Genomic DNA, 24129 nt, shown 5'->3' with positions numbered 1-24129 from the left:
GCGCGGACGGCAGATGCCGATACCAGCGGGCAATGGGAGAAATAAAAAAGGGCGAACCTCGCGGCCCGCCCGTCAAACGCAGGTACTCTTTACGTATCGATCTGATCCTTAAACGAATTTGCCGATCTTCTTCTCCACCGCGGCACGCACCGAACCGGTAGTGATGAAGGAATGCGCGGCCTGGATGTCGTTGTGGAACCAGCGGTCGCCGTCGAGGCAGGCCGGCAGCTGGCGGCGGATTTCATCGTAGGCGGCCTGCGTGCCCTGGCCGAGCACGAAGCCGGGCAGCAGCGGCTCGGTCATGGTCAGGCCCTGCGCGGCGAACAGCATCTCGACGCCGACGATGTATTGCGTGTTGGCGATCACGGTCGCGGCCTTGCGCGCGCACCAGGTCGAATTGGAAATATGGTCTTCGCTGTTGCCCTTGGCCGGGATGCTGTCGACGCTGCCCGGCATGCACAGCGTGCGGTTTTCCATCACCAGCGCGCTCATCGAGCACTGCACCACCGGATAACCGGTGTTGACGCCGCGGATGCCGGTCATCAGGTTGCGCGGCAGGCCCCAGGACAGCGTAGGATCGATCAGGCGGTTGATGCGGCGCTCGACGATGCTGCCGAGGTCGGTCACCGCCATCGCCAGCAGGTCCATCGCCTGCGCCAGGTACTGGCCGTGGAAGTTGCCGCCGGAAATGATCTCGAAGCCGCCGCCGTCCTTGGTGAAGATCAGCGGATTGTCGGTCGCCGAATTGATCTCGCGCGAGACGATGGTGTCGATGTAATCGAGCGCATCGAATACCGGCCCGTACACCTGCGGCGCGCAGCGCAACGAATACACGTCCTGGATGCGCGGGGTGTAGGGAATGTCGGTGCGGCGCAGTTCTTCGGGGAACTGTACGGCGCGCGCCTCGTGCGTGGTGCGGGTGGAACCCTTGAGCAGGTTGCGCATGATGGCCGCGGTCTTGATCTGGCCGACATGCGGACGCGCCAGGTGGATGCGCTCGTCGAAGGCCGACATTTCGGCGCGCATCGCTTCCAGCGTCAGGCCGAGCGACAGGCAGGCGTCCGACAGCAGGTTGCGCGAATCATGCGCGGCCAGCACGGCCACGGCGAGCGACACCGTGCAGCCGTTGATAAGCGCCGACGCATCCTTGGCCTTCAGGTCGAACTTGACCGGGCCGACGCCCGATTCCTGGATCGCCTGCGGCGCGCTCATGCGCTTGCCCTTGTACATCACTTCCGCTTCTTCGAAGCCGGCGATGGCCGCGCCGAGATAGGCCAGCGGCGCGAGGTCGCCGGAGGCGCCGACCGAGCCCTTCTGCGGCATGATGGGATGGATGCCGGCATTGATAAAGGCCAGCAGGCGGTCCAGCACTTCCACGCGCGGTGCGGAATAGTTGCTGGCGAAGGCGTTGGCGCGCAGCAGCATGGTGGCGCGGCTGACTTCTTCCGAGAAGGGCTCGCCCAGGCCGGCGGCATGCGCCTTGATCAGCTGGGTCTGGAACAGTTCGATGTGCTCGACCTTGATGCGGGTGTCCTTCAGCAAGCCGACACCGGTGTTGAAGCTGTACATCATCGGCGCTTCATCGTGCATCCAGGTCGCTTCGATGTAGTCGCGGCTCTCCTTGAGCGCGGCGCGGGAGGACTGGGCGAGGTCGACCTTCACCTCCGGATCGCGTGCAATGGCGACCACCTGTTCCGCTGTGAGATTGAAGCCGTCGATAAGGATTGTTGTCATGATGGTCCCGTAAGTAACTTTAACGTTGATTAGGCGGCGCGCACTGCGCCCGAATATGGTTGATGCAGGACAGGGGGCGCTCGCTAGCGCGGCCTGAAGTTCTCGACGAAGCCGGAAAACACCCGGGCCGCGATGTCGGCATCTTCCGCCGTCATGGTTTCATCCGGATGGTGGCTGATGCCGCCGTTGCCGCAGCGTACGAACAGCATCGCCACATCGGTCAGCGCAGCGATCGCCATCGCGTCATGGCCGGCGCCGGAGGGCAGGTGGCGCACCGGCAGGCCGGCCTGACTGATGACGGCGCCGAGCTGTTCCTGCAGCCAGCCGGCGCAGGGCACGCTCTTCGCCTCATGCGTGCGGTTGATGTCGAGGCTGACCTTGCGGCGCGCGCCGATGGCCTGCATTTCGTTGATCACGTCGCTTACCGCCGCCTCGCGCACCGCATCGGTCTCGGCACGGATATCGATGGTGAATACCGCCTTGCCCGGCACCACGTTGGCCGCGCCGTTCGGCACCTCCAGCTGGCCGACGGTGCCGACCAGGCCCGGAATGCCGGAGCAGCGCTTCTCGATGTAGAGCCCGATCTCGGCGGCCGTCATCGCCGCGTCGCGCCGCAGGCTCATCGGCACGGTGCCGGCGTGTCCGGCAAGGCCGGTGGCCTGCACCAGGAAACGGCTGGCGCCGGAAATCGCGGTCACCACGCCCACTGGCAGATTCTCGTCGAGCAGCACGGGACCCTGTTCGATATGCACTTCCATGAAGCCGAGCACATTGTCGCGCCGGTAGGCGGCGTGGGGCAGGTTGTCGGGATTGAAGCCGGCCGCATGCATGACCTGGCGCATGGTCTGGTCGTTGCTGTCGCGCTTGTCGAGCACGCCGTAGTCGAAGCTGCCGGCGATCGCACGGCTGCCCAAAAGGGTCGCCTTGAAGCGCACGCCTTCTTCCTCGGCGAAGCCGATGACCTCGATGGCGAAGGGAAAGCGCCGGCCGGTCCTGTTCCATTCGGCGATGCAGGCGATCGGCAAAAGGATGCCGAGATTGCCGTCATACTTGCCGGCGTCTCGCACCGTGTCGAAATGGGAGCCGGTCAGCAATGCCGGCGCGCCGGGAGCCGAGCCCTCGTAGCGGCCGATCACGTTGCCGGCGGCATCGCGCCGCACGTTCATGCCGGCGTCGCGCATCCATTGCGACAGCTGCTCGGCGGCGCCGCTGTGGGCCGCGGTAAGGTAGGTGCGTGTCAGCATGCCTTCGGCTTCGCTGTGGCCTGCCAGCTCGTCCGCCCAGCGCATGATGGTTGTTCCCGCTGTTCCTCTGCTGCCTGCGTGATTCATGAAGTCTCCTTGTGCGCTCCGGTAGGCATGCGCAATTCCCAGATGTCGAAAAGTATAATATCGTATTCAAACATTGTATACAAAAACCTTGGGCAAAACAGGTGTGCGAGGATTGCTGCCTGCTATATTATCTATATGCGGCGGCATATTGCCGGCAAGCCCGGGAGTGCTCTAATAAGGTGCGCCCTTGCATTGCGGCGGCTGCATGGCGCTTCATCGCGGGCGCCATGTTGCTTTCATGATAAGCTGCCGTCGCCTGATTGATTTGTTTTCCTCCACCTATGGTAAAGCCACGTACAGAAGAAGAACCGGCCGCAGTGAAAAGCGCCAACGAAATCGCCGAGGACATCGCCGCGGCGATCGCTGCGCGCCAGCTGCCGCCCGGCACCAAGCTGCGCGAGGAAGCCTTGTCCCGCCTGTATTCGGTCAGCCGCACCAAGATCCGCGCCGCGCTGCTGACATTGTCGAAGGACAAGCTGATCAATATCATTCCGGACCGCGGCGCATTCGTCAGCCAGCCGACCGAAACCGAAGCCCGTGAAATCTTTGCGACACGCCGCATCATCGAAGCTGCGATGGCGAGGGAATTCATCGCCAAGGCCAAGCCGGCCGACTACCGGATGCTGGAAAAGCACCTCAAGGCCGAGCGCGCCGCCATCAGCGGCAAGGATTCGAAAGCCCGGTCGCAGCTGCTGGGCGACTTCCATGTGCAGCTGGCCGAAGTGGCCGGCAACCAGGTGCTGACCGATATCCTCAAGGAGCTGGTGGCCCGCAGCTCCCTCATCACCATGCTTTACCAGTCCGACCTCGACGCCGTCTGTTCATCCGACGAACACATGGAATTCCTGGAGGCGGCCAAGGCTGGAAAGGTGGAGCGGGCCGTCAAGCTGATCCTCGAACATCTCGACCACGTCGAGGCCGCCCTGCATTTCGACAAGAGCCTGGAAGACAGCAGGAAGGACCTGGTTTCAGTGCTGCTGGCGTGAGCGGGTCGAGTGTCTTTTCATCTTCGTCCTGAATGAGATCTGCCATGCAGACCATATGATCGCTGTCCGTATAATTATGGATATGTTGAAAATTCATATTTAAATCAATAATTTGGATGCAGAACATATCCGTGCATATCGGACAGCCGTCGTGTGTACCGGACGTTTGGTGTCCGTATAGCACACAGTTAGGTCCCAGGAATGAAACGACAGTTTTTCCTTTCACTTTTCTGTCAGAGGCTCGACGAATGGTTCGCTGCTGTTCTGGGCTTTAGTGCCGGGGCTTATGTCTTGTCGGGATGTTTGCGGTCCGTCACGTCAGGGATGTTCGCTTACCATACGAAGCTGAATCTCGGACATCCTGTCCCAATTTCCTTTTCCAGTGATCCCCTACTGTTCGCAGGTCTTGTCCTGGTCCAATTCGGAATCGCGGTCGTCCTGGTCCACACAGTCGGCTGGTGGGGGCTGCGACATATCCTGCGCCGAGCATTTCCGGCTCTTGGTTGGTCTGCTGGAGATGGCGGTCGCATGCCGGGTTTATGGATCATGTTCCTTGGAGCCTTGGCTATTGCCGCCGGTTTAGTGCCTATTGTTTGGCGGATTTCATCAGCGTCATGAGGACTAACGTCCTGGTCAGCCGGACGCTGTAGAAGCATTGCTTCACGCTGCCCGCACAGGTCGATTACATCAACCGTTAGATCAGACCACCCATGATCACGATCCAGATCAGAACAGCAACAATTGCTGACCTTGATGTCGTAGCCTCACTCTTCGATGCATATCGTCAGTTCTACGAACAGCCAACCGACCTTGCGTTGGCAACACGCTTCATTGGCGAACGAATTCAGAACAATGAATCCATGATCCTTCTCGCATCGAACGATCTACAACAGGCCGTGGGCTTCTGCCAGTTATATCCTACGTTTTGTTCAGTCGAGGCAAAGCCGATCTACTCGCTCTACGACCTGTTCGTCGTTCCGAATGCACGGCGTCATGGTGTCGCAAGGGTTCTCTTGCAAGCGGCAGAGCGGCTTGCGGCAGAGAACGGCAAGGCGAGAATGGACCTAACGACTGCAAAGACTAACCAGCCGGCGCAAGCAGCCTATGAATCGCTTGGATGGATTCGGGATGATGTCTTCTATGCCTATAGCAAGCGTATTACGAACTAAACTATCGTTGTTCCCTCGCGCTTACAGCTCATATCAATGACAACCTTAGGCAGAGCACTATGCCAATTGCAATCGAAGAGGGTTTTTATCAAACACATGACCTCGCTCACGTGAGCTGTCTCGGAATAGAGACGAGCCGTCTGCAAGACTGTGTGGCCAAGGTAAAGATCGAACGTATCAAAGGGGTTTTTGGAGCAGCCTCGTTCGGGTTCACTGGCTCAACCCTGGATTTTCTTGCTGAGTTACCCTGGCTTGAAGCCGTCTGGTTCTGGGACATGAATCTGCAAAGCATTGAGGGGCTTTACGCGCTTGAGAATCTTCAATACTTTGGGGTTCATCCGAAGCGACCACCGATTGATTTTAGCCGCTTTCCACGGTTGCGCCATGTGGTAATCGAACCGAGAGCTAAGGATACAGGGCTTGAAAAGCTTAAAGAACTGCAGCTACTTCACGTATGGCATTTCCGTTCAAAAGACAACACCTTTGCCGCACTCGACTTCCCGGAGTCTCTTGAAGAGCTACAGATAAATTGGGCAAACCTCGACAGTCTCGAATCGCTGCCCGCCATTCCGAACCTTCGTCGGCTGGAGGTACATCGGTGTAGGAAGCTTGCGCATCTGGGTGACCTAGGGCGGAAGTTTCCGAACCTCGAGCATTTAGTGGTGGATGCCTGTGGTCGATTGCAGTCAGCAGAGGGTGAGAGAGTTGTGCGAGATTTGCCAAAAATTTGTCACGCCTATATTCAGGGCCATAAACTTGTGTAAACGAGGCCTCACATGATCTTAAACTTCGACGGCTACGCCGCTGGTTACCTCGAACCTAATATTGCTTTAGCATCCTGGAATCATTGCCGGTAGCATCCTTCACAACACTGGCCGTTTGCCATTCCAGGCTGGTGAATAGCCCGCTTGGGGCGCACTCAAGACGAAGCTCGGTGGGCAGCCAGTCGCTCTACGCTTCCGCCGGCAGATCCTGCTGCAGGAAACGTTCGAACTTGTCGGCCGGCAGCGGCTTGCTGAAGTAATAGCCCTGCACCTGGTCGCACTTGTTTTCCTTCAGGTAGTTGAACTGCTCCACCGTTTCCACGCCTTCGGCGATCACCTGCAGGCGAAGGTTGTGCGCAAGGGAGATCACCGACATCACGATCATCGCATTGTCGGCATCGGTGGTTATGTCGCGCACGAAGGACTGGTCGACCTTGAGCACGTCGATGGGGAACTGCTTCAAATAGGACAGGCTGGAGAAGCCGGTGCCGAAGTCGTCGATCGACAGGTGGACATCGATATTCTTCAGTTCATGCAGCGTGCGGATCGTATGCTGCACATCCACCATCACCGTGCTTTCGGTGATTTCCAGTTCCAGGTTGCTGGGGTCGAGTCCGCTTTCGGCCAGCGTGCTTTGCACCGTGCGCAGCAGGTTGGGCTGGCTGAACTGCCGCGCCGACAGGTTGATCGCGATGCGCAGCTTTCCGAGTCCGGCCTGCTCCCATTTCTTCGCCTGCGTGCAGGCGGTGCGCAATACCCATTCGCCGATGGCGCCGATGAGCCCCGTCTCCTCGGCCAGCGCCACGAATTCCGACGGCGGGATCAGGCCGAGCTCCGGATGCTGCCAGCGGATCAGCGTTTCGGCGCCCACCACGCGCCCGGTATTGACGTCCACCTGCGGCTGGTAGTACAGCGTGAGTTCCTGCCGCTCCAGCGCGCGCCGCAAATCCCCTTCGAGGCGCAGGCGCTTGGCGGCGCGCTCATGCATGCGCGGCGCGTAAAACTGGAAATTGTTCCGGCCCTTTTCCTTGGCGCTGTACATCGCGATGTCGGCGTGGGTGAGCAGGGTTTCGAAGTCTTCCCCGTCGGTCGGATATACCGCGATGCCGACGCTGCAGGTCGGGAAGAAGTCCTTGCCGTCCACCGGCACCGGCCGCGCCAGCGCCTGCATCACCCGCTGCACCACCTTCGCCGATTCGGTCACGTCTTCGGATTCCGGCAGCACCAGCACGAATTCGTCGCCGCCGTAGCGCGCCACGGTGTCGGTATCGCGTACCGCGCGCTTGAGGCGCGAGGCGATGGACTTCAGCACGAGATCGCCGGCGCGGTGGCCCATGCTGTCATTGACGAACTTGAAGCGGTCCAGGTCCATGAAGGCCACGCATACCAGTTCGCCGTGGCGCGCGGCCATCGTCAGTGCCTGGGTAACGCGGTCGCGCAGCAGGTTGCGGTTGGCGATGCCGGTCAGCAGGTCGTAGTTGGCCTGGAATTCCAGCTCGCCCTGGTAACGACGCATCTCGGTGATGTCGTATTGCGTGATCACGAAATGGCTGACCTCGCCGCTGTGGATGGACACCGGCGCCACATAGACGTCGCTCCAGAACTGGGAGCCGTCGCGCCGGGTCTGAGAGACGATCGCGTGCGTCTGCGTGCCCGCGTGCAGCGCCGCCCGCAGGTCCGCCACGCCGGTCTGGTCGTCGCCCGGGCGCGCCAGCGGCGCGAAAGGTTTGCCGATCACATCCTCGGCGCTGTAACCGGAAATTTTTTCGAACGCCGGATTGACATACTCGATGGAAAAATGCGGTCGGCGCGCCGAGACGATGATGATGGCGTTGGCACTGGCTTCGATCGCGCTCTGGCGCAATTGCAGGTCTTCGCTCGTCAGCCGCAGTTCGGCGGTACGCTGTTCCACCAGCTGCTCGATCTTGCGTTCCCGGTTAGCTGCGGCCCGGCGGTTGTTGGCGGCATACAGCGTGACCAGCATGCCGAACAGCAGCACCAGCAGCGAACCGCGGTGGCTGTAAATGAAGGCGGACGAACTGCCCGATACCTGGACATGCCAGACCGTGCCGCCGACATCGAAGGATTCTCCGACCAGCATCGGCGGTTCCAGCACCTTGCGCAGGAACCCCGGCTGCGGCTCGTCAGGATTCTCGACCTCCGCATGATGCTGGAAGGCCAGATGCTTGTCCTCGGGCGTCACCGCGGTGGAGATGCTGATGTCGATGCCGGGCATCGACAGTGCTTCCTTGCCGAGAATCTTGCTCACCAGGTTCTTGGAGTTGAACACGGCCTGGGTCACGCCGAACATCGCGCGCCGCCGCTCTTCCGGCGAGCCCAGCGGCATGTCGCGGCGATACAGCGGCATGATGACGAAAAAGGTCGGTTCGGGATTGTCGGCCATGAGAAGCTGCACGATGCCTGTCGCGGATGGCCTGGCGCTGTCCACCGCGCGCCATGCGGCGGCGGCGCGCTGCGGATGGAACAGGGCATCGTTGCCGATGCGCACTTCGTTGTTTTCCTGCGGCGAGATATAGACGGTCGGCAGATACATGTCGCGCGGGCCGGCCGGGGCAACGCCGCGGTCCTTGTATTCGCTGATGCGAAAGCCCGGGAAGTCGCGCCGCATCGCAGCCTCGAAACGCTTGCGCTCCGTTGCGGCGACGAAACGATGATAGGTGAATGCTTCGATGTAGGGCTGGCGCTGCAGCAGCGGCAGGGTGAAGGTATGGAATTCTTCGCGCGAGACTTCACCTACCGCCGCAAACAGTTGATTGACTGCCTGCAGGCTGGCAATGGCGTCGCCGAGGCCTTGCTGCACGTCGGCTATGTAACTTTCCGCTCGCCTTCTGAAGTCCAGGTTCGCCTTGTCGCTCTCCAGTTCGAATGTGAAAAAGAAGAGCGCGATTGTCGTCATGAAGCCTAGGACAAACGTGGCTGCGGCGGCCAGACCAGGCGAGCGCATGCGGTTTCGATGCAACATGAGTGCTGCGGTTTCCTTGCAATATTCCGTGGAGCGGTGCTTGTATTTTTAACATCATACCCGGCGGTGCCGGTTCGTAGGGCACCGACGCACCGTGGCATGGAGATTGCGCAAGAAGACGTGCGCAATCGCTGTAAAAATTGCGCAAGGGAAAGGAAATGGTTGTGCGAATGTCACATCGCCGAGCAGCTTGCGGCGCACTTGCGGCAAGCCTCCGCACAACGCGCCATTTCACCGTCGGGGTCGGCGTGTTCTTCGCAAAGCGCCGCGCAGGCATTGCAGATCTCCGCGCACTCCTTTGCGAGATGCGTGTGATGAGGAGAGCGGCGTGTCATGAAATCGGCATGCACCAGGCAGATCTGCGCGCAGTCTAGCAGGGCGACCAGATGCTTGGCCTCGCTATGCACATGTCCGCCATGCAAGACATGGGCTGCGGTTTCGGTGCAGAGACGGTGACATGCCAGGCAATTGTCCAGGCATTGCTTCATTTCGGGGCTCATCGTATCGGGCATGCTCATCCTCCTTGTCGTTTCCGGTTCCGGCGGGCATCGGGCCCGCCGGCTGCGCCGGGCCATGAAAGACTTGGCAAATCGATAGGTACTTTTTGCCGTAAAAGGTTCACGCCTTCCCAATCTATTGGTCAGGCCCGAAAAATGGTCATTTTTCGGGTCGCTGATCTCACCCTCTCCCTCTGGGAGAGGGTCGGGGTGAGGGGATCCGGCCCAACATATTTTCGGGCCGGATCTATAAGCTTCCCGGCAGGGCGGTCAAGAACCGTAGGCATGCAAGAGGAATTGCTGCAGCGCTTCTGCCGGTGCGCTCAGTACCGCGCCTTGCCGCCACAGTACGCCGGCTTCCATGTGCGGAACCACGTCGAGGATGGGGCGCGCCTCGATGCGCTTGCCTTCCAGCGACCACGGACGGAAGACCATGTCCGACAATACCGTCACGCCGAAGCCGTGCGCCACCAGTCCGCGCACCGCCTCGATCGAGCTGGTGCGGAACACGATGTTGGGTTTCAAGCGCTTGGTCTTCCAGTAGGCAAAGGTGGACGCCTCCGCCTCGTCGGCCGTCACCAGGATGTAGGGATGCTGGGCGATGTCCTTCAGCGAGGGCGATGCCAGCTGCGCCAGGGGATGCTCCGGCGCCATCCACAATTGCCTTCTCGAACGCACCAGGATCGCATGCCCGAAGCGGTTGAGCCTGGACACGTTGGACAGGATCGCCACTCCCAGTTCCACTTCCCCCTTGCCGACCGCCTCCTCGATCCCGGGGCGGTCCATGTCGCGCAAGTCGATCTCCACGTCCGGGTAACTCGCCCGGAAACGCGCCAGCAGCTCGGGCAGGAAATAGCCAAGCACCGTGTACGATGCGGCAAGCCTCACCGTGCCGCGCAGGTTGTTGGCGCGGAAACGCGGTTTGTGCATTGCATCACGCACCGAATCGAGGATGTGGCGCGCATGATGGAAGAAGTCCTCGCCGTCGGCGGTGAGCGCCACGCCCTGCGGAAGGCGGTCGAACAGGCGCACGCCGAGCTCCTGTTCCAGCGCCAGGACGGCATTGGTGATGGCCGACTGCGATACATGCTCGTTGCTTGCCGCCATCGAGAACTGGCCGGTGCGCGCCGCCGCGACGAAATAGCGGAGCTGCCTGAGGGTGACGTTTTCTGCCATGCGTTTTTCGGATATCAGAGTTGTGTATTTGTGATTTTACGATAGCTTGCGGGCTTACTATACTCAATACACAGCCCCAAAAAGGATGGAGACAAGCACGATGAACGCACCCCTGACATCGGACCAGCGCAAGCTGCTCGACAACGTTACCCTCGACGACAAATTCACGCTGGAGCGCGGACGCGCCTTCATCACCGGCACCCAGGCGCTGATCCGCCTGCCGATGATGCAGCGCCAGCGCGACGTCGCCGCCGGCCTCAATACCGCCGGCTACATCACCGGCTACCGCGGTTCGCCGCTTGGCAACGTCGACATGACGGCCATGAAGGCGAAGAAATATCTTGAGCAGCATCATGTCCAGTTTCATCCGGGAATGAACGAGGACCTGGCGGCGACCGCGGTATGGGGTACGCAGCAGGTCAATCTTTTCCCCGATGCCAAGTACGACGGCGTGTTCTCGATGTGGTACGGCAAGGGCCCAGGCGTGGACCGCTGCGGCGACGTCTTCAAGCATGCCAACATGGCCGGCACCGACAGGAATGGCGGCGTGCTGGTGCTGGCCGGCGATGACCACGCGGCCAAGTCTTCCACCACCGCGCACCAGAGCGAGCACATACTCAAGGCCTGCGGCATTCCGGTCCTGTATCCGTCCACGGTGCAGGAATACCTCGATTACGGCCTGCACGGCTGGGCGCTGTCCCGCTATACCGGCCTGTGGGTGTCGATGAAATGCGTGACCGACATCGTGGAATCCGGCGCCTCGGTCGATCTCGACCCGGAGCGCGTGAGGATCGTCATTCCCGAGGACTTCGAACTGCCGCCCGGCGGGCTCAACATCCGTTATCCGGATGCCGTGCTCGACCAGGAAGCACGGATGAACAACTACAAGTGGTATGCGGCGCTCGCTTACGTGCGCGCCAACAAGCTCAACCAGATCATCTGGGACAGCCCGCGCGCGCGCATCGGCATCGTCACCGCCGGCAAATCCTATCTCGACACCCGCCAGGCGCTCGACGACCTCGGCATCGATGAAAACGTCGCCCGCGACATCGGCATCCGCCTCTACAAGATCGGCATGACCTGGCCGCTCGAAGCCGAGGGCGTGCGCCAGTTCGCGCAGGGCCTGGAAGAAATCCTGGTGGTCGAGGAAAAGCGGCAGATCCTCGAATACCAGCTCAAGGAAGAGCTCTACAACTGGCGCGACGACGTTCGTCCGCGCGTGGTCGGCAAGTTCGACGACACCGGCGAATGGAGCGGCAACCACCGCGAGGGCCACGGCAACTGGCTGCTGCCGGCCACCTACGAGCTCAATCCCGCGCAGATCGCGCGCGCCATCGCGGCCCGCATTTCCAAGTACTTCGCCGGCCATCCGATCGAGCAGCGCATCAAGGAAAGGATTGCCTACCTGGAAGCCAAGGAAGCGGTGCTCAAGGTGGGCAGCGGCAAGCCCGACCCGAACAAGGACCGCATCCCGCATTTCTGCTCCGGCTGCCCGCACAACAGCTCGACCAAGGTGCCGGAAGGCAGCCGCGCGCTGGCCGGCATCGGCTGCCATTACATGGTGCTGTGGATGGACCGCCAGACCTCGACCTTCACCCACATGGGCGCGGAAGGCGTGACCTGGGTCGGCCATGCGCCGTTCACCAGCGAAAAGCATGTCTTCGCCAACCTGGGCGACGGCACCTATTTCCATTCCGGCCTGCTCGCGATCCGCGCCGCGGTCTCGGCCAAGGTCAACATGACCTACAAGATCCTGTTCAACGACGCGGTGGCGATGACCGGCGGCCAGACCTTCGACGGTCCGCTCGATCCGGCCACCATTTCGCGCCAGATCGCGGCCGAAGGCGTGCATCCGATCATCGTCGTCACCGACGAACCGGAAAAATATCCGGCCGGCGTCAACTGGGCGCCGGGCGTGACCATCCGCCACCGCGACGAGCTCGACGCGGTGCAGAAGGAATTGCGCGAAGTCAAGGGCGTCTCCGCGATGATCTACGACCAGACCTGCGCGTCGGAGAAGCGCCGCCGCCGGAAAAAGATCGGCAAGGACGGCAAGCCCGGCTTTCCCGATCCGGCCAAGCGCGCCGTGATCAACGAAGCCGTGTGCGAAGGCTGCGGCGACTGTAGCGTGCAGTCGAACTGCCTGTCGGTGGAACCGCTGGAAACCGAGTTCGGCCGCAAGCGCCAGATCAACCAGTCGTCCTGCAACAAGGATTTCTCCTGCGTCAAGGGTTTCTGCCCGAGCTTCGTTACGGTCGAAGGCGGCCAGCTGAAGAAGCCGAAGAAAGCCGCCGTCGCGCAGGATGCGGGCGCGAAGAAGCTGCCGATACTCGACGGCAGCAACCTGCCGCAGCCGACCCTGCCCACGACCGCCGAGCCGTTCGGCATTCTCGTCACCGGCATCGGCGGCACCGGCGTGGTGACCGTCGGCCAGATCCTGGCGATGGCGGCGCACGTCGAAGGCAAGGGCTGCTCGGTGCTCGACATGAGCGGGCTGGCGCAGAAGGGCGGACCGGTGATGTCGCATGTGCGCCTGGCCGACAGCCCGGACAAGATCCACTCCACCCGCGTCGGCACCGGCGCGGCGGACCTGGTGATCGGCTGCGACGTGATCGTCACCGGCAGCCGCGATGCCTTGTCGCGCATGGGCGAGGGCCGCACGCATGCGGCGGTGAATGCGACCGGCAGTCCGACCGCCGCCTTCGTCAAGAATCCCGACTGGAAATTCCCGGGTCAGGCGGTGGAGAACGACATCCGCGCTGCCTGCGGCAGCGACCTCGTCGATTTCGTCGATGCGGGCAAGGTCGCCACGGCATTGATGGGCGACAGCATCGCCACCAACATGTTCATGCTCGGCTATGTATGGCAAAAGGGCTGGGTGCCGCTGTCGGAAGCCGCCGTGATGCGCGCCATCGAACTCAACGGCGTGTCGGTGGAATTCAACAAGCAGGCTTTCGTCTGGGGCCGCAATGCCGCGCATGACTGGGCGGCGGTGGCGCGCCTGGCCAAGGTGGATGACACGGCTGCGCAGGTGATCGAATTCAAGCGCGCGCCTTCGCTGGACGACGTTGTCGCTGCCCGCGTCGATTACCTGACCAAGTACCAGAACGCCGCCTATGCGCAGCAATACCGCGATTTCGTCGAGCAGGTGAGGGATGCCGAGCGCAAGGCCGTCGGCGAGAAGTCGCACAAGCTGGCCGGCGCGGTGGCGCACTATCTCTACAAGCTCATGGCCTACAAGGATGAGTACGAGGTCGCGCGCCTGCACGCCGACACGGCCTTCAAGGCCAAGATCGAAGGCATGTTCGAAGGCGACTACAAGATCAAGTTCCATCTTGCGCCGCCGCTGCTGGCCAAGCGCGATGCCGAGGGCCACCTGGTCAAGAAGGAATACGGTCCGTGGATGCTGAAGGCTTTCGGCATGCTGGCGAAGATGAAGGTCCTGCGGGGCACCGCGCTGGACGTGTTCGGCTATACCGAGGAACGCAAGACCGAACGCGCGCTGATCGCCCAGTACCGGCAGACCGTCGCGGCGCTGCTGCCGAAACTGAAGGCCGACAACCTGTCCGTCGCCACCGCGATCGCCAGCATTCCCGACGGCATCCGCGGCTTCGGCCATGTGAAGGAAAGGCACCTGAAGGCGGCGCGCGAGAAGGAAGCCGCATTGCTGAAGGAATTCGATGCTCCGGCGGCAAAGGGAACTACGACCGCGCATGCGGCCTGACGGATGGCAGGACGTCGGGGCCGGTTCAACCGGGCCTGGCGTCTCTTCGCCGTCGATCATTGCATCTTGTCTCTTCCGATGGTGCAGGCCGTCCGCCTGCAACGCGCTGATGACTGCCGAATAATGCCGACGGCAGTGCCATTCTTGCCGCATGCCCATGTCAGTTAATCATCTTTCCCCGAATCATTTCCGATTTAAAGAAGACTCTCTCCTTCTTTCTTAGGTTTTTCATGCGGGAATAATCGGCAACACTGTCCATCGTTGATTTCATTCGTTAAGCCATTCATGGAGACGCCAATGGACGTGCAGATACTCGCCAAGGAATACTGCTTCACCCCCTTTCTCCAGGAATACCTGGAACGCAGCGTGCGCGCCGCGTTCACACATACGCACAACCATGTCAGGCAGGTCGCCGTCCAGCTGCGCGAAATCAGGGCGGAACGCGGCGGCCGGGAAAACCTGTGCGAAGTCAGCGTCATGCTGCCCGACCGTCCTACCGTGGTGATTCATGAAGTGCAGGAAAACATGTACACCGCGATCGATTACGCAGTGCGGCGCGCAGCCCATCGCACGAAGCGGATGACGATGCGCAAGAAGTCCGGCTCCCACGCTATTGCGCATGATGCCGCCGCGACACATTCGGAACATCCGGCTCACAAGGAATAAGCATGCCGAAGTCTCAGCGTTCATGGATGAACGCATCGGAACTATTGAAACATCATCCCCAGATTGCACGTCTTCTGCGCAGCGGCCGGCCTCAGCTGTGGGCGCCGCGCCGGCGTACGGTCGCCGTCGGCGCGGCCATCGGCACCGCTATCAGCGTACTGCCGATTCCGGCGCAAGCGCTGCTGGCGGCTTTTGCCGCCATCCAGTTCAATGCCCACCTGCCGACGGCGGTGGTGCTGACCTTCATCGGCAATCCCTTCACCATGCTGCCCATCCTTGGTCTCGCATGGATGCTGGGCGCGCTCTGCCTCGGCCAGCCGCTGGCCTGGCCCGCATTCGGATTGCCGTCGGGTGGAGGCGAGTGGCTTGGCCTGTTTCAGGAAGCGGGAATGCCCTTGCTGCTGGGCGTGCCGCTGCTGGCCCTGATTTCGGGCAGTCTTGCGTTCGGCATCGTGCTGGCAGGATGGAAGGGCATGGTGCTTTATCGGTGGAGAAAGCGGAGAGCCGAAGGTAGTTGAGGCAGCTAAGGCAGCTAAGGGCAGCTATCGGCAAGCAGCATGTGCCCATGCTCCTATTAGCCTACGAGCCGCGCTCGGCATGCTCCGGCTGGCAAGGTAACCATGAGCAGGTTTCCCTGCCAAATTCGACACGGCCGGAGCAGAAGGCGATACAGCTATTCATCGTCGGTTGATGCCGTATCGGCTTCAACGCATCGTTACGAACTCCTCGGCCGCAGTGGGATGGATTGCCACGGTATCGTCCAGGTCTTTCTTGGTGGCGCCCATCTTCAAGGCGACGGCGAAGCCTTGCAGGATTTCGTCCATGCCGTGCCCAATGCCATGGATACCGACCACACGCTCGTCGGGCCCGACGCATACGAGCTTCATGCACGCCGGCTGCCGGTGCCGGGTGATGGCGGTGTACATGGTGGTGAATGAACTCTGGTAGGTCTTCACCTGCGCATCGCCGAATTTCAGGCGAGCCTCCGGTTCGCTGAGGCCGACGGTTCCGATAGGAGGATGACTGAACACCACGGTCGGGACGTTCTCGTAATCGAGGTGTTCGTCCGGCTTGCCATTGAACAGGCGCTCGGACAGGCGTCTGCCGGCGGCAACCGCAACGGGCGTCAGATCCAGCAGTCCCGTAATGTCGCCTACCGCATAGATGCCGTCGACGCTGGTGTTCTGGTACTTGTCCACCACGATGCGGCCTTCGGCATTCAGGGCCACGCCGGCGGCCTCCAGGCCTAGGCCGGACGTATCCGCATGGCGGCCGATCGCCCAGACCAGGCAATCCACGGTATGGCTTCGACCGTTTTCAAGTTCAAGGGTCAGGCTGCCGTCGCTGTTTTTGATGACGGCCGTCGGAACCGAATGGCGATGCAGCGTCGGCCCATCCGTCTTCATCACCTGTACCAGGGTCTCGCTCAAGAGCGGGTCCATCTGTCGAAGCGGCGCCTCGTGGCGCACGAACAGGTGCGTTTCCGAGCCCAGCGCATGGAGCGCGCAAGCGAGTTCGACCGCAATGTAACCGCCGCCCACGATAGCGGTGCGCTTCGGCTGCGCCGCCAGTGCGAAGAATCCGTCGGAATCCAGGCCATGCTCGGCGCCCGGGATATCGGGACGGGCGGGACGGGTGCCGGTTGCGATAAGGATGTGATCGGCCGTCATGCGCGCGCCGCCCACCTCGATGTTGCGGGCATCGATGAAGCTGGCAAAGCCGCGGACCAGTTCGACCTTGTTGCGGTCCAGGCTGCTTTCATAGGACGCGTGGATGCGTTCGATATAGGCGCTGCGGTTTTTGACCAGAGCCGACCAGTCGAAGCGGTTCACCGTGGCATCGAAGCCGTAATCCGGACCATAGCGATGGATTGCTTCCGAAACGTGCGCCGCATACCACATGACTTTTTTGGGAACGCAGCCCACATTGACGCAGGTGCCGCCGATCTCCTTCGCTTCGATCAGGACGCACTTCTTTCCATGCATGGCGGCCCGGTTGGCGGAAGCGATGCCGCCGCTGCCGCCGCCGATGACGATATAGTCGTAATGCTTCATCACAGCTTCCTCAAGTTCTCATGGCTTGGATACCGCATGGGTTGATAGTCTGGCGAGCGTTCCTCCAGCAACACCAGCGCGGGATACCGCAGGTCATATCCCGGTGAAGATATTGCTCACTTGCACAGTTTGGCATAGATTGACCCGATCGGATCGTTCCGGAGTGGATGTCATCGGAACGGGGGACGGACACGTCGGCGCGGCGCCGGGGACAGCATCGGCTCTCCGGCATGGAGGAGCCCGAGGAAAGCTGCCTGGTGCACGCAGCCATGCGTTCGTGTGTCCATGTGCCTATGTGCCTATGTGCCGGTTCTGTGGATCAAACTGCTCTTGAGCCAATCCCGAGCGCCAGCCTCCATCGCCGCGGCAATGACGTCGGGCGGCAGGCTGTAAACCGTGGCCCAGGTGGCGCGACCATCGGCCGAATTGGACGGGAAGCTCGCCGTTTCTATCGGCCAGTGATATTTTCGCTTCAAGGTCCTGACGATTGCGGCGAGCGTCACGCGTCCGCGTAGCGGTTCGGCGCCGGTCTGGTCTGCGTTGGAAAGCAGGACCGCAAGTACGGCACCCCGTGCGGTACGCGGGCCGGGAAGAATGGGAGACTTTGCTGGCATCCCGGTATTCTAGAGCGCTTTCGGCTTGACTGTACTGTCGAGGCCGAGACGATTTGCCGCCGTTTCAAGCCATGCCCTTGATGCCGGCCGGATGCCGGTTTACGTGCGACGGCGGGTGAAGATGTTGACAAACCATGCCTAGTCGGAACTCGGACGAGTTTTCCTGCGGGCGAGTTCGCGGTCAAGCGCATTGGCGAAGTTCTGGCGGTCGGCGTGGCTGAACGCGGCCGGGCCGCCCGTATCGACACCGCTGCCGCGCAGCTCTTCCATGAAGGCCCGCATCGTCAGTTGCTGGGCAATGGTGTCCTTGGTGTACCACTCGCCGCGCGGATTGAGCGGCAGCCCGCCCTTCTCCAGCACCAGCGAGGCCAACGGTATGTCGCCGGTCACGACGATGTCGCCGGGGCTGACGCGCTCAACGATTTCAGCATCGGCCGCGTCCGGGCCGTGCGGGACCTGGAGCGCGCGGACGTAACGCGAGCCAGGCACGCGGATCAACTGGTTGGCAACCAGCGTGACATTGAGCTGCAGGCGTTCGGCAACCCGAAACAGGATGTCCTTGATGACGACGGGGCAGGCGTCGGCGTCGACCCAGATGTGCATGACGAATCGGAAGAAATGAGCGGAATGACGCATTGTAACTGCATAAAAAGCTTTGCTTTCCGTTCGTGTGGGAACAGAACATCCTACCCGCAGAGCGCGGCAAGGCAGAAGGGGCGTGAATGCGCACCGCTATCCAGCAAAGATCGTCACGTCGAAGGCGCGTTCAACCAGCCAGCCAAAGGCCACGAATGCAATAAGAACCGACCCGGCTCTAAACACGAGACGCTGATATACCCATGTCTGGCGCAAGACGAAGGCGATCGGCAGGAAGGCGGCAACAATGGCAAGCTGTCCAAGTTCCACCCCGATATTGAAGCCCACCAATGCGGCAACCAATGCCGTCGTCGGCAGACCGAGATCTGTCAATACGGAAGCAAAGCCGAAGCCATGGACCAGTCCGAAAACGAAAGCGGCGAGCCAGCGCTTGCCATGGAAAACCGGGAACAGATTGTTAAGGGCCGCCAGGACGACGGAGGCTGCGATGACCGACTCTATCCAGCGTGACGGCAAATCGACGAAACCGAGCGAAGCGGCGCTAAGCGTGATCGAGTGCGCAACCGTAAACGCGGTGACGATCTTCAGTACATCCGTCAGCGAGGACTTGAATGTCTGCGATGAATGCCAGGTTTGGTTGCGGAGCACCAGCACCGCTGGCAGTAACAATGACAGCAGGAACAGAATGTGATCAAAGCCGATCCAGATATGCCATACGCCGTGTTTCACGTAGTCGATAAATTGAGCGAAGCGGCCGGCGCCGCCGGTGCCCAGCTGCTGCACTGCCTGTTCCGGAGTAAAGATCGCCGTGGATGTTCGGCCATCAAGTTCAAGCTTGAGAAGTCCCTTGTGCTGCGGATCGATGTCGAACAGAAGCTTGTAATGGATGTTCAGCGTTTCGATGGCTTCATTGCATTCGGCGGTGAAACGGATCACGGCATAGGCGCCATCGGTATGATTGTCGATCAGATGCCCGGCGACTTTGGGCGTGCAGGCTTGATCGGCCGACATCAGGCTTAGCCGGGAAAACGCATAGGCGGAAATCTCGCCATGCTTGCTCCGCACTTCATTCCAGGTCAGCTCGCCATTGCCGTCGGCGTCCAGGCCGATGGCCATGTCGAGGTCGCGCAATGCAATGTCCCAACGGCCGGAAACAAGCCTGTCCTCGGCGTCAAGGCTGAGGTAGCTATCGCTCGGCTTGTGCGCAAGAGCCGGTGTGCTGAAATGGCAAAGCAGCGCCAGCAGAAAGTAAAGGACACCCCTTGGCATGCTCATCATTGGCTTTCCAGCTTTGCCGCGAGGTTCGCGAGCAGGGGAGTGTCTATCCTGTTTTGCCGAAGCCAGTTCAGTACGGGCGCCGCCGCCGCCTTGTCATTGCTTGCGGCTGCGGCCTCCAGCAGGAGTCGTGCGTCGGCAAATTCCTTTTGCTCATTCCAGTTGTCCTGCGCATGAACAAGTGCGGATCGAGGATTGTCGCGCAGGTGCAATTCAAAACGGGCCTGCTCACGTTCGTGGACAGTGTCGCCCCTGAGCATCGCCGCGTCAAAGCGTGACTGCAAGATATCGATCTGACGGGAGGCAATGGGTGAGCGGAGCTTCCTTAGGGCGAGCGTGTGTCTTAAAAGCAGTCCATCCGTCCGATGATGGCTGGCGAGAAGAGGAACAACTTCGGCTTCCCTGCCGGCATCAAGTAAAAAATCAGCATAGGCGCCGAGCAGGTAAATGTCAGCGCTGTCAATGGAAAGCGCCTGCCGAAAATGATGTTCTGCCGCCGACGGGTTGTTCTCCCTGGCCGCCATTTCACCCAGCAGCGTGAGAGCCCATGCTTTGATGCCCGGTTCGGCGTTCGGGTGTTTTTTCAATGCCGCGTCCAGCGAGACATAGCTTTGCATGGCATTCGGTCCGAGAGCGTTCGCACCAGAGAGACAGGCGGAAACCACCAGTTCCGATGCCAGGCCGTGCAATCTTGCGCAGCTTTGTCTTGCCTTCTCGTACTCGCCCTGCACGGGCAATATTGTCGCGCGCGTCAGCCATGCCTGGGCGTTGCGGGGATTGGCCTTAACCACATCATCCAGGTCGGACAGGGCGCGCGAGAACTGGTGCTGGCTCTGCCAGACCGTCGCACGCAGTACTTTTACTTCATGGGGCGCCTGCGGCTGGTTCCACCATGGCGATAATGTTGCCTGCGCATATCCGAGATAGCGCGGCTCCCCGGTCCTGCGCGCCGTTTCGATGTATCGCCGTGCGAGCGCGACGGCAGTCGGCACATCTTCCGGCGAAGCCGCTAGCGCCGTGCGCAATTGCCGCAGTTCACGCTGAGCGGGATCGTTACGGCTGGGCAGGCGTTCAAGCACTTGCGCGCCATCGGCCGGCACGTAAGGGGAGGCATTTGCCGGCGCCATGGCAAACTGCGCCGCAACGACTGCGCAGCCTGCGGCTTTGACGACACGTGTTATGAACATGCGTTGCTTCCTTCAACGGTCCCGTTATGCGTTATTTGCCGTCGCTCGGCGACTTCCTTGGTTGGCTCGACTCTCAATCTGTTTATGCTGTCCGTGGTTAGCTCCGGTCATCCTCATCCTGCCGCCGGCAGGATGAGGATTCGGTTGCCGTTGGATGTGCGCGCCTTGCGGAGAACCGAAGGCGGCGCCAATCGGATTAGCTGACCGGTATCGGCTCCGTGCCATCAGGCGTTGTCACCTGCACTGATCCGATGTCCTGCGGTTCGGCCGTATCGGATGTTGTGCCGATCAGTGCCGCCACTCTGCTCACGAACGAGTCGGTCGCCGGCGCCTGAGTTGCACCGGTGTCGTCCGCGGCCGTGCTGGCCGTGCCACTGCTTCCGCCGCCGCAAGCCGCAAGGGACAGAAGAAGCGCAGTCGCGGCCGCCTGTAAAAGATGACGTTTGTTAAGCATGAAGTTCTCCCGTTCGATTACTGGCCGCTGCTGGCGTTGCCGGAAATCGGTGTATTGAAGTAAGGGAATGCTGTCTTGAAATCCCCGGCTGTTTTTCTCACGCCATCCGTCAACGGTGCCGCCCCTGCCGGTGCGTCGGAAGGCTTGCAGCCCACTTTAAGTGCATCGTTCGCACCTGTCAGCACGCAAAGCGCTCCCATTGCCACTCGCAATGAAAGGTCGACGACATCGTCCGCCGGGCGCCGCCCGTTCGGAAAGCCCGCATTATCTCCAGCGGCGACTCCAAGCGGATTCTGTGCATCGCGTGCGGTCGGCGCAATGGAAGTGTTAAGTCGCAGCATTTCGGAAGGCACCACGTTCCTTGGCTGATTCAGTCCTTCAATCCCTTTCAAAAATACCGTGACAAGATCGGTGCGCGGGAAATTGGTCGGCGCGGGCGCGGACGGGAACAGGGTTTGTACAAGTGCCGGCAAGGTCGGGTTGGTCACGTAATCGATGAACTGCGCGTCGCCTGTCGGTTTCGATGTATTGAATCGATTCTTGTCGTCCATTCCGATGACGACTTCGTTCACCAGTGGCATGCCGAGACGGGAAACCTGAGCCCACGAGCCGCCTTCCTTCGCCGCGGTGTTGAGACCCGACTCCGGCGTCGGATTGATCAGTCGTCCCTGGCGCTTGCTTGCCGTGGTATACGCGCCGATCACGGGCTCGCCCGCGGTGGTCAGGCAGGAGATCGGCAATTCCAGCGCTATCGTACTGACGTTTTTCCCTTCCAGATCATTCCTGTTTCCATTTGCCTCCGGCCCGAGCGGATTCAGATTGATCAGGTCGAAGGTCCTGCCGACGGCAATGTAGAAGGGCTCCTTGCGCTGGCCGACGAATACGCGTCCATTGCCGCAGTTGGGAATCGACACGTTGTGTATATGCTGGTTCGCATACGCTTCATAGCCATCGGCCCCGCCGAATGTCTTGTCTCCGATATTGTCGACCGGCTTATCGAACTCGTTGCTGCCTCCCCCCATGCTGACAGCCGATCGTGTGCCGGTTCGCCGGTCACCCCGCACGACGTCGATGGTGTATGTCTCGCGCACATTCAAGGTTGCGGGATTGACGCCGGTAATCGGGCCGGATTGGATGAGCGGGATCTTGACCTGCTTGCCGCCCACCGGAAGCGCGGTGCTTTTGGACGTGTTCTTGAAACGGAACTGGAATGTCAGATCTTCCTTTCCATCTCCGTTGTTGTCGAAGTGGATTTCATACAAGCCGTTTTCGTCGAACTGATAGAAATTGGGGCCGCCGAAAGGATCCTGGAAAGGAATGTAATTGGCCATGACCGTTACAAAATCCTGGCGTCCCGGCTCGTAACTCCGGAACATGTACAAGTCCGTGCCGTCGACCTTCGGCTGTTCGGTCAGGAATGGCGCTTCGCGATGGCTTGATGCAAGCGCAGGCAATGCGAACACGCCTGCCAGGGCAGACGCCATGATTGTGACGGGTAAGATACGCCTTGTTGCCGTACTCCGCATGATGATCTCCAGTTGTTTTCATAAAAATCTTGATCCGGCCCGAAAATATGTTGGGCCGGGGTGAGGTCAGCGGCCCGAAAAATGAACCATTTTTCGGGTCGAATCAATAAGTCAGGCGTCCAGGGATGAATTCCGGCTTCCGGAACATCGATGGAGCAGGAGGTGACTTAGGTGCGTGATACATCTTTCTGCGCACTCGGGGTCTTCCGGCCGGCGTGAAGGCGCGTGTCCGTCAGGTGCCGGCCCCATGCGTCGCGTGCTGTCCGCAATGTGTGCAGGGAGCCGGCGAACGTTCATTTCTTGGATTGATCCAAGGGGATCGCAATCCCGATCACCTTGTTGTTGTCGGAGAAGTTGCCAAGCGCCTTGATCTTCCCGGTCGGCAGACTGACGCTGTACAGGCCGCTGGTTCCATTCTCCACGTGCACCGAGGCAAGCCCGATGACATCGACGGTGGCGCCGTCGCTGATAGCGCTGTAGATATCGAAGCCGGTCTGCATGCTTGCATTGGCGCCAAACTTGCCTGCGGCGGCCAATGTTCCATCGTTCGGCGGAGACTGCAATGCAAGCTGGTCTAGCGTGGCATCGAATGCATAGAGCGTGGTGCCGGTCGATGCGTCGAGGTCATTATTGGTATAGGCCGATCCCGTGATGCCCATGGCATTCGGTCCGATTGCGTTCAAGGGAGTGGCCGGGGGATAGTCAAGCGGATCATCCACGAGCGTCGTTCCTTGCGGATTGATGTTGTGGCGCAGATTCTGGCCGGTATCGCTTACGATCCTCAGGCGGTCCGCAGCCGGGTTGAAATCAACGCCAAACGAGCTGCCTTCCAGTGCGACGGTCAACTGGCTTACCTTGGTGGCGCTCGCGTTGCCTTGGTCCAGCATATAGATGCCGCCCGATTTGCTGACGCCGTACAGCTTGCCGTCCTGCACCCGGAAATCGATTCCAATCAACATGTCACCGGACATCAATCCGGAAACAGTGCCGATTTCCTTGGCGTTATCAGGTTGCATGTGGCTGAAGGAGACGAGTCTGTGGTCATCCGTCAGGCCGATGACCTGCAAGGGACGATTCTGCAGGCCACTGCTGCCTTTGCCATGATCGTCGGTCGCATGCGCCGGCAACATCGTTGCACCCAATGCCGCACCGAATGCGATAGCGAGGGTTGAGCGTAGTGTCTTGTTCATAAGATTTCTCCTGAATGCACAATTCCAGGCGCTGCATTGCCGCAGCCCTGTGTGAGATGGAACGGGTCGCCAGTGTTCAGCGACTGCTTGTCAATGGACGAATGACGGGACCCATCACGCATCCGGCTACCGGGATTTGCATCCGAAAGCGGGGCCGGCCTGATGCGACCTGTCTTTTGTACTACGCACGAACCGGGGGTTT

The 24129-nt window shown here is 60.7% G+C and carries 19 protein-coding genes; 6 read left to right on the top strand and 13 right to left on the bottom strand.

Annotated features, from left to right (window positions below; genetic code table 11):
* Positions 1–108: 108 nt before the first annotated feature.
* On the bottom strand, positions 109–1734 hold the full coding sequence (locus RY831_RS01225; protein WP_326504508.1) for an HAL/PAL/TAL family ammonia-lyase: 1626 nt from the start codon (positions 1732–1734) through the stop codon (positions 109–111).
* An 83-nt stretch (positions 1735–1817) separates the two neighbouring features.
* On the bottom strand, positions 1818–3065 hold the full coding sequence (locus RY831_RS01220) for an allantoate amidohydrolase (protein WP_326504507.1): 1248 nt from the start codon (positions 3063–3065) through the stop codon (positions 1818–1820).
* A 281-nt stretch (positions 3066–3346) separates the two neighbouring features.
* Here RY831_RS01220 and RY831_RS01215 point away from each other — a divergent pair, with 281 nt between their 5' ends.
* The 3 genes from RY831_RS01215 (at position 3347) to RY831_RS01205 (ending at position 5984) form a co-directional block, all read left to right on the top strand.
* Positions 3347–4051 (top strand): GntR family transcriptional regulator, encoded by a 705-nt coding sequence (locus RY831_RS01215; protein WP_326504506.1) that lies wholly within the window; start codon positions 3347–3349, stop codon positions 4049–4051.
* 710 nt (positions 4052–4761) lie between these two features.
* Entirely contained in the window at positions 4762–5220 is a 459-nt protein-coding gene (locus RY831_RS01210) for a GNAT family N-acetyltransferase (RefSeq protein WP_326504505.1), read from the top strand.
* A gap of 59 nt (positions 5221–5279) precedes the next feature.
* On the top strand, positions 5280–5984 hold the full coding sequence (locus RY831_RS01205) for a hypothetical protein (protein WP_326504504.1): 705 nt from the start codon (positions 5280–5282) through the stop codon (positions 5982–5984).
* Between the two features lie 187 nt (positions 5985–6171).
* On the opposite strand, the gene RY831_RS01200 is transcribed toward RY831_RS01205, so the two are convergent.
* The 3 genes from RY831_RS01200 to RY831_RS01190 all read right to left on the bottom strand — a co-directional run bounded on the left by RY831_RS01200 (position 6172) and on the right by RY831_RS01190 (position 10640).
* Positions 6172–8967 (bottom strand): bifunctional diguanylate cyclase/phosphodiesterase, encoded by a 2796-nt coding sequence (locus RY831_RS01200; RefSeq protein ID WP_326504503.1) that lies wholly within the window; start codon positions 8965–8967, stop codon positions 6172–6174.
* 173 nt (positions 8968–9140) lie between these two features.
* Positions 9141–9479: a four-helix bundle copper-binding protein gene (locus RY831_RS01195; RefSeq protein ID WP_326504502.1), complete on the bottom strand. Its 339-nt coding sequence runs from the start codon at positions 9477–9479 to the stop codon at positions 9141–9143.
* Positions 9480–9734: 255 nt separating this feature from the next.
* Positions 9735–10640: a LysR family transcriptional regulator gene (locus RY831_RS01190; protein WP_326504501.1), complete on the bottom strand. Its 906-nt coding sequence runs from the start codon at positions 10638–10640 to the stop codon at positions 9735–9737.
* 100 nt (positions 10641–10740) lie between these two features.
* Here RY831_RS01190 and RY831_RS01185 point away from each other — a divergent pair, with 100 nt between their 5' ends.
* The 3 genes from RY831_RS01185 to RY831_RS01175 all read left to right on the top strand — a co-directional run bounded on the left by RY831_RS01185 (position 10741) and on the right by RY831_RS01175 (position 15548).
* Positions 10741–14364, top strand: coding sequence for an indolepyruvate ferredoxin oxidoreductase family protein (locus RY831_RS01185; protein ID WP_326504500.1), 3624 nt, complete (start codon positions 10741–10743; stop codon positions 14362–14364).
* A 297-nt stretch (positions 14365–14661) separates the two neighbouring features.
* Entirely contained in the window at positions 14662–15030 is a 369-nt protein-coding gene (locus RY831_RS01180; protein ID WP_326504499.1) for an HPF/RaiA family ribosome-associated protein, read from the top strand.
* A gap of 2 nt (positions 15031–15032) precedes the next feature.
* The gene (locus tag RY831_RS01175) at positions 15033–15548 is read left to right on the top strand and encodes a DUF2062 domain-containing protein (protein WP_326504498.1); all 516 of its coding nucleotides are present in this window, start codon (positions 15033–15035) and stop codon (positions 15546–15548) included.
* 186 nt (positions 15549–15734) lie between these two features.
* On the opposite strand, the gene gorA is transcribed toward RY831_RS01175, so the two are convergent.
* The 8 genes from gorA to RY831_RS01135 all read right to left on the bottom strand — a co-directional run bounded on the left by gorA (position 15735) and on the right by RY831_RS01135 (position 23927).
* A complete protein-coding gene (gorA, locus tag RY831_RS01170; RefSeq protein ID WP_326504497.1) occupies positions 15735–17084 on the bottom strand; it encodes a glutathione-disulfide reductase in 1350 nt (449 codons plus the stop codon).
* 299 nt (positions 17085–17383) lie between these two features.
* Entirely contained in the window at positions 17384–17698 is a 315-nt protein-coding gene (locus RY831_RS01165; protein ID WP_326504496.1) for a hypothetical protein, read from the bottom strand.
* 138 nt (positions 17699–17836) lie between these two features.
* On the bottom strand, positions 17837–18301 hold the full coding sequence (locus tag RY831_RS01160) for a YaiI/YqxD family protein (RefSeq protein WP_326504808.1): 465 nt from the start codon (positions 18299–18301) through the stop codon (positions 17837–17839).
* A 129-nt stretch (positions 18302–18430) separates the two neighbouring features.
* Positions 18431–19573 (bottom strand): HupE/UreJ family protein, encoded by a 1143-nt coding sequence (locus RY831_RS01155; protein ID WP_326504495.1) that lies wholly within the window; start codon positions 19571–19573, stop codon positions 18431–18433.
* Positions 19570–20757 (bottom strand): tetratricopeptide repeat protein, encoded by a 1188-nt coding sequence (locus tag RY831_RS01150; protein ID WP_326504494.1) that lies wholly within the window; start codon positions 20755–20757, stop codon positions 19570–19572. The genes RY831_RS01155 and RY831_RS01150 overlap by 4 nt, the downstream gene beginning before the upstream one ends.
* Before the next feature lie 196 nt (positions 20758–20953).
* Positions 20954–21211 carry a hypothetical protein gene (locus tag RY831_RS01145; protein ID WP_326504493.1) on the bottom strand — a complete coding sequence of 86 codons (258 nt, stop codon included), beginning with the start codon at positions 21209–21211 and terminating at the stop codon, positions 20954–20956.
* A gap of 17 nt (positions 21212–21228) precedes the next feature.
* Complete coding sequence (locus tag RY831_RS01140) at positions 21229–22695, bottom strand: DUF4331 domain-containing protein (protein ID WP_326504492.1); 1467 nt, start codon at positions 22693–22695, stop codon at positions 21229–21231.
* A gap of 335 nt (positions 22696–23030) precedes the next feature.
* Positions 23031–23927 carry a DUF4394 domain-containing protein gene (locus tag RY831_RS01135; RefSeq protein WP_326504491.1) on the bottom strand — a complete coding sequence of 299 codons (897 nt, stop codon included), beginning with the start codon at positions 23925–23927 and terminating at the stop codon, positions 23031–23033.
* Positions 23928–24129: the final 202 nt, after the last annotated feature.

Source organism: Noviherbaspirillum album, assembly GCF_035916955.1.
Lineage (GTDB): Bacteria > Pseudomonadota > Gammaproteobacteria > Burkholderiales > Burkholderiaceae_D > Noviherbaspirillum > Noviherbaspirillum album.
This window is presented reverse-complemented; position numbering and strand designations above follow the sequence as displayed.